The sequence below is a fragment of the Klebsiella sp. C360 genome (genome assembly GCF_048822415.1).
Lineage (GTDB): Bacteria > Pseudomonadota > Gammaproteobacteria > Enterobacterales > Enterobacteriaceae > Klebsiella > Klebsiella quasipneumoniae.
In genome coordinates, this window is sequence record NZ_JBMEZZ010000031.1 from 1 (window position 1) to 6,389 (window position 6,389).

Annotated in this window: 8 protein-coding genes; 4 read left to right on the forward strand and 4 right to left on the reverse strand. The window is 49.6% G+C overall.

Annotated features, from left to right (window positions below; genetic code table 11):
* Positions 1-99: 99 nt before the first annotated feature.
* Positions 100-819, reverse strand: coding sequence for a replication initiation protein (locus ACOI7D_RS27380; RefSeq protein WP_001749982.1), 720 nt, complete (start codon positions 817-819; stop codon positions 100-102).
* Between the two features lie 559 nt (positions 820-1,378).
* Between ACOI7D_RS27380 and ardK the strand changes: the two genes are divergently transcribed.
* Positions 1,379-1,720: an antirestriction protein ArdAB regulator ArdK gene (gene ardK / locus ACOI7D_RS27385; RefSeq protein ID WP_000057569.1), complete on the forward strand. Its 342-nt coding sequence runs from the start codon at positions 1,379-1,381 to the stop codon at positions 1,718-1,720.
* A gap of 14 nt (positions 1,721-1,734) precedes the next feature.
* On the opposite strand, the gene ACOI7D_RS27390 is transcribed toward ardK, so the two are convergent.
* The 3 genes from ACOI7D_RS27390 to mucA all read right to left on the reverse strand — a co-directional run bounded on the left by ACOI7D_RS27390 (position 1,735) and on the right by mucA (position 4,370).
* Positions 1,735-2,526, reverse strand: a complete 792-nt coding sequence (locus ACOI7D_RS27390; RefSeq protein ID WP_001452808.1) for a SprT-like domain-containing protein — start codon at positions 2,524-2,526, stop codon at positions 1,735-1,737.
* 150 nt (positions 2,527-2,676) lie between these two features.
* Positions 2,677-3,942, reverse strand: a complete 1,266-nt coding sequence (mucB, locus tag ACOI7D_RS27395) for a translesion error-prone DNA polymerase V subunit MucB (RefSeq protein ID WP_001749980.1) — start codon at positions 3,940-3,942, stop codon at positions 2,677-2,679.
* A complete protein-coding gene (mucA, locus tag ACOI7D_RS27400) occupies positions 3,930-4,370 on the reverse strand; it encodes a translesion error-prone DNA polymerase V autoproteolytic subunit MucA (protein ID WP_000861760.1) in 441 nt (146 codons plus the stop codon). The genes mucB and mucA overlap by 13 nt, the downstream gene beginning before the upstream one ends.
* Positions 4,371-4,784: 414 nt before the next feature.
* On the opposite strand from mucA, the gene ardB reads away from it, so the two are divergent.
* From ardB to ACOI7D_RS27415, 3 genes are read left to right on the forward strand one after another with little or no spacing between them, the layout of a single operon-like run.
* The gene (ardB, locus tag ACOI7D_RS27405; protein ID WP_000447669.1) at positions 4,785-5,210 is read left to right on the forward strand and encodes an antirestriction protein ArdB; all 426 of its coding nucleotides are present in this window, start codon (positions 4,785-4,787) and stop codon (positions 5,208-5,210) included.
* A 57-nt stretch (positions 5,211-5,267) separates the two neighbouring features.
* A complete protein-coding gene (ardR, locus tag ACOI7D_RS27410; RefSeq protein ID WP_000881513.1) occupies positions 5,268-5,672 on the forward strand; it encodes an antirestriction protein ArdAB regulator ArdR in 405 nt (134 codons plus the stop codon).
* 9 nt (positions 5,673-5,681) lie between these two features.
* Complete coding sequence (locus ACOI7D_RS27415; protein WP_000932975.1) at positions 5,682-5,921, forward strand: hypothetical protein; 240 nt, start codon at positions 5,682-5,684, stop codon at positions 5,919-5,921.
* The last annotated feature ends 468 nt before the right edge of the window (positions 5,922-6,389 follow it).

A 6,389-nucleotide genomic window follows, 5' to 3' on the forward strand; every position in this document is an offset into this window, starting at 1 on the left:
GAATCCGCCCACCTTGCCGGGCGCCGGTGCTGTGTGGAAATTCGCCCATCTTCATGACAAAAATTTGTCAAATGACAGGCTCATGTGTGCTGATTTATGTCAGACGGGATTTTGCTTATCAATTATTGAGAACAGAAATTTTCCTGAATCATCAATACTATACTTAGCAAGTAAAGGTGTTTTCTCATTTATCTGCTTGAGTGCAGGATCAAGGAAAGATCGTTTCAACTCTGCCAAGTTCTTCTGTTGGGATTCCGGCAAAAGGAAACGGTCATTTAACCAAGCATGAGTAGTAACCCATAAGCCTGAAGATTTGAATTGAGCAAGACTTTCATAAAGGCGGATCGTCCGTGGATTTCGAAGACTGCCACAATCGCGGAGCGAGTAGGTGGTGAACTGGTTCGTCAGGCCGTAAATGTACCGCAGGAGTTTATGGTTAAATTCGATTTCCCAGATACCACGAGCTGATCGGCTGCCAGCCTCTGTTAGCCAGGGGCGCGCGACGCAGTCAAAACTTCCTTCTTTCGGGTAAAAGATTACCGCAGAACGGCTTAACTCAAACACGCCTTCTTTAACATCCTTGATAGCCTGGTTACGGCTTACCTGAAAAATTTGCTCATAGTCAGCCACCTTTACTTTGAAAGTAGAGTCACCGAGTACAGCCATCTCATCATCATCTTCGCTTACTGAAGCTGTGAAATACGTCTGCATAAGACATAACCAGAGAACGCGCTTTGCTTTTAGCGAGAGGTAGTAAGCAGCTTCGGTAAGCTCGTTAGACTGCTTAACTTTTATCTTTTTGTTCAGCAACTTATCCATGAGCCTTGCCTTTGTGGGTTAAAAATTACTCTCCACACTACCACAAAGTTCAAACAAGTAAATACATTTTTTACAGTTTCGTCTAAGGTGGGCCAATTCCCATAACAAGGTGGGCTAATTCCCATAGTAAGGTGGGGTGTTTCCCATAGATAGGTGGGCCAATTCCCATAACAAGGTGGGCGGATTCCCAGAGATAACACTTATTTATGATTTTAAATCAATGAGTTATATAGCTCTAAAAGACTTTAAAAAGATAAAAAATCTATAAAATACCTTTTAAAAATATGCCTGTGGATATGTGCATATCATCGCTTACCAGCGCCGCTTCGCGGCTCGGTCAACCCCTCAGAACCGCGAAAACAAGTTTCGCAGTTCTTCACGGTTCATGTTTTAATCCAAGCATGGCGCCAGCACCTTCGCGGCACCATCGAGGCCCGCGCTGCTGCCGCACCGGGCCTCACCCTCAAATAAAATAAAGTTTATAAAAATCGTACTTGTATTGACCCCAGTTTATTCTGAGTATATCCTTTCTGTAACCAAAACTACGGAGGCGCCACAGATGGCTCAGAAAAACAGAATTTCAGAAACAGAATGGAAACAGCTGCTGCCGCAAATGGCTTCCTTTGCACACATCACAACAGATATTGGCTATTCCGTGCTTGTCAAAGGTGAGAAATCATCAGACGTAGCCACGCGAGTAGGCCGTTCCAAGCAAAACATTTCCAGCACCGTTAAGCGAATCTGGGATTTGTACCAGAACACCACTCTTAAAGCCGAGAACGGCGAACCATTAAAATTAGTTCAGGTCTGGATACCAGCAAGCCTTGCTGAAACTGTTTTAAAAGAAGCCGCGAAGTACAGCATTAATAACATCACGACCTCGGAAATGGAAAAAAAATAAAGTCCGAAAGGACTTTATTTTAAGACTACTAACGCGGCTTTATTACAGTGCTCGCCACCACAGTAAACCACTATCCCCGGTTTACCCCAGAGATTGATATGACACACCGGGCAGCTGTACTTTTCCCGGTTTGTTTTGTTCACCGGCGCTTCAGGCGGCGGGGTTACAAATCGCATGGCCTCTATGATCTCGTCGTCGAGTTCAACCGGGTCGCGCCCTTCCTCCACCTCCTGTTCGTGTTCGCTATCATCTTCCTCGTCGTCAATATAGCCTTTTCCTGTAGGGCTTAGCACAGCGCCAGGCTTAGGCTGGTAAGGCGGAAACCTGTCCATCCAGGAAAGCCGGAAATGGCCTGTCAGCAGTTCATCACAGGCCATATCGAAAGGGCCACCGGCAATAATATAATGGGTCATGCTCTGGCCCACTTTCCTGCCTCCCGGTTCGCCGGTATCAGAAGGCATTAGTCCTACCCGTTCCATCCGGGCCGCCCACTGTTTGTTGTGATAGCCACGGCGGCCAGGCTCGCCAAAATGGAATTGCCACTGATGAACCATCTCATGCACCAGTGTTGAAAGCGTGGCCTTTATGGTTCTGATCGAGAAATACACCGGATTCATAGCGATCTCGTCTACCGTGTACCCACTCTCACGGCCGACGAAACGCTTAAAGGAACAATAGCCATACGTTCGCTTCTCACGCTGCAACGTTATCAGGCATGGCGGCAGCTCGTTGCTGAATAGCTTCTCATTAAAAAAATCGTAGGCTCTCTGAAGTTCATCGTAGGTTTCGGGCGTAGGCAAATTCACTGTTAACCTCACATATATGTATTGTGCAATACACATAATTTAGCTGATCTTTTATACAGATGAAACGCCTTTTACCGAAAACCGCGAAACCGCGCCGAAACTCGTTTCGGCCGGTTGAGGGGTTGACCGGCCCGCGTGCGGCGCCGGTAATTATTTGATGGTTGCTGTTGGTATCGAGCGCCAGTCTGTCGTGTAATCAGGTGACAACATCTGACGGCGCATGGCAAAGGAGTTATCGATGCCCTGGCCTGCAAAAAACAGCTGGCTCTTGCCACGCCGGTTTATGCCATCGAGAACAGCCATTAACGCCTCGCTGCCAGCTGAAGGCGTAGCAGAGTCGAATAAATCCAGCTGGGCCTCCTTTCCGCTGAAATCGGCCAGCATGATCCCTGCTTTTGCATACGCAATATCTTCCCGCCAGATCCGCGCCAGCGCGGCTTGTGCCGCCTGAATTATCGTGCGGCTGTCCTGGGTTGCCACCGTCAGTTTTTCGGTTGCCTGATTGGCATACTGTGTATCACGCACTGAATAAGGACTGGTGCGGATAAAGACGCTTATGACGCGGCAGTATTGCCGCTCATTACGCAGTTTTTCAGCTGCGCGCGCTGCAAATCCGGTGATCGCCTGCTGCATATCCGCCAGGGCTACTACGCGTTGGCCGAATGAGCGCGATACAACAATCTGCTGCTTCGCCGGAGGGTTTTCTTCCAGGCTGAAGCAAGCCTCGCCGCGTAGCTCCCGTACCGTTCTTTCAAGCACAACACCAAACGTCTTACGGATTAGGCGCGTATCTGCCCTGGCTAAATCCAGCACCGTTTTGATCCCCATTGTGGCGAGTGCTTTCTCTGTACGATGGCCGACGCCCCAGACTTCCGCAACCGGCAGGATGCTCATTAATTTCTTCAGTCTGGCGCCATCGTCCAGAGCAACCACCCCGCCAGTAGCGGGCCATGTTTTTGCAGCGTGGTTACACAGCTTCGCCAGCGTCTTAGTACGGGCAATACCGACCCCGCATACCAGCGTTGTGTGTCGCCTGACTTCCTCGCGCAGTTGGCGCCCGAAAGCGTCAAGGCTCATGGCGGCCGTTATCCCTTTGCAGTCAACAAAAAGCTCGTCGATTGAATACTGTTCGACGTGGCTTGCAAGGGACTCAACTACGGCCGCGAACCGGGCCGACATGGAGGCATAGAGAGTGTAATTAGAGCTAAAAATAGCGATGTTATGACGCTCGATTATGGGTCTGACTTTGAAGTACGGATCGCCCATTTTCAGGCCCGCTTTCTTCGCCAGGTAATTACGGGCCACAATGTTGCCGTCATTGTTGGATAAAACGGCCACTGCTCGGTTTGCCAGATCTGGCCTAAATGCCTGCTCACAGCTGGCGTACATGCCATTGACATCAATCAGCGCAAACATACCGGATGCTCGATAAGGGAATGCGTAACCACTCCCCAGATTTCAACGCTCTCATTATCCGGGTCAATGTAGTACACAGGAAAATCTTTGTTCATCGGCATCAGGCAGGGTCTGGGCCTCAGCAGTAGCCGCTTCACGGTAAATTCATTATGGATGCAGGCGACTACGATTGAGCCGTGGCTGGCCGTCAGCGAGCGATCCACAACCAGTACGTCACCATCATGGATGCGGCCATCTTCCATTGACGAGCCAGAAACCCGCAGGAAGTAAGTTGCTGAAGGGTGACGAACACAATACTCATGCAGGTTTAACTCCTGCTTTTCATAGCCCTGGGCCGGGCTGGGGAACCCCGCAGAAATTCTTTGCAGATAAAAAGGGATGCTGTGTACCCGGCTGGCGCCGGAGCTTTCAAAAATATCGACCTTCATAGCGATCTTCCAAATCACTGTTTACTTATACAGTATCGCTGTTATGGTCAGGTTGGCAAGTTTTACAGGTACTCTACTATATGTAGTGCTGCTTCAGCTGCCAACGAACGCTATATATAGTGTTTGTTGGCTTTCTGCTTTCTCAGTGTCCCCTGTAACCGGCCGCGTGGCGGCGGGCTAGCAGGGAGGGGGGTGGCCTGTCGCTCCGGTCAGTCCCGCAGTTTCCGGCGATTTGCCCCCGGTGTCCGGTGGAGTCCGGCGAGGTCGCCTTCCATGCTCTGACGGGCATAAAATTAGGTAAATATAATCCGTACTTGTATTGACTTTAACGCCCCATTGTACGATAATTAAAAAGTGGCAGGTGATGTGCCTGCCGCTTAACCATCGCCGGTATCGGCTTAAAGAGGAAGTATCATGGAAACTATCGAAATCACCGCCCGCTACATTTCTGAAAACGCCCGCATGAACTTCATGCCTGCGGCATTTCGTGGCGCTTTCTTCAGCGCAGATCACTTCATTCAGTCCTTTCTGAATCGTTACGCTAAAGACTACCAGGGAGGGTATTGGGAATACCTTCAGGCCAGCAATGGCGCGTTTTTTATGGAAGCGCCCCAACCTCTTTGGCTCTCGTTACCTAACTATTTTGAAGGTGAATGCAGCGCGCGCGAAGTAGGGATTATTGTTTGTCTGTATGCCTACAGTTACTTTTGCGGGCTGGCATATGAAGAAGGCAAAGCCGAACTGAACGAAACGATGGCTAACCGGTATCACCTGTTGCGGGAGTACGTTAATACGCTGGAGAACGAAAGCCAGAATCGTATTTATCGTGCCATTGATTAACTGATAACCAGGCGGGCAAAGCCCGCCTTATCGTGACTGTCACGCTCAGGGGAAACTATGTTAGCGACACTTCAACACCCTACCGCCTGGCAATTGCCAGATCGGTTAATGCTTTTGGAACTGTTAATGTTCGATTACCGTAATTCCGATCAGGAGCGCTACGGCCAGCAAATCTATCACCACTATCGTAAACAGGGTAATCATCGCTGGGATACTTCTGTTCATCAGGATAGCGGCGGCCAATACGCGATTATTTTCCGGCACTCCTTCAGCAAAAAACAGGCTGATGGCGTTAAGCGAACGATGATCCGCGATGAAACCGTTATACGGGCAGGTACGGCGCAGGAGCTGACAGAAGCGACATTTCCCGACTTCCAGGATAGCGATATTCTGAAGGCGTCGGATTTCTTTAAGTCGCTTATCCAGCGCAAAGCGGCAGACGTAACACAAACCGATATTTGAGGATCAGCGATGCTGAACAAAACCGAAAACAACACCAACATTAGTAGTATCAACCCCTGTTCTACAGAGAGCCTAATAGCCGTGACGGGAAATGATGGAGAGACGCATATCATTCAGCGTGAGTTAATATCCCACTCTGTTGAAGGGCATGAAGCCACAATCATTCACCTTGTAACCGGGAAGTCGATAAGGGTTTCTTTGTCATCTGAAATTCTGGCAAAAAAACTAGGCATTACCGTGTCTGAATAACGGGTTTTGTTGCTTTGTTATAAGGTTTTATCCGTGTGTGGCAGAGTTCTAAAAAGGGAAACGTGAGAGATTATGAATACGATTAGCATAACGGAAATCGTGTTGAGTGTGCTTCTTGCGGGCGCTTTGGGGCCGGTTTTATTACGTCGAAAAAAAGGTCTGCTGTTACTGTTGTTGATTCTGGTCTGCACGATACTTTTGCTTCATGGTGTCACTACGATTTACTGATGTGGTCGAAAATCTTTAAAAGCGAACCCCCGGACGTCACCCCTCCGGGGCCGTTCTGCTGTGCTGCGCATCGAGCCGCTACGCGTCTCGCCCCGCTCACGCGGGCAGCTGCCACTGACGCCTCCGGCCTGCGGCCTCCGCGCTCCGCTTGGCAACCCCTTCCCCTGCTGCCGCTCATTTCCCCTTCAGCCTCCTATCATGATTCGTCTCCTGCATTATCCGTGGATTGTGCAGCTCAGT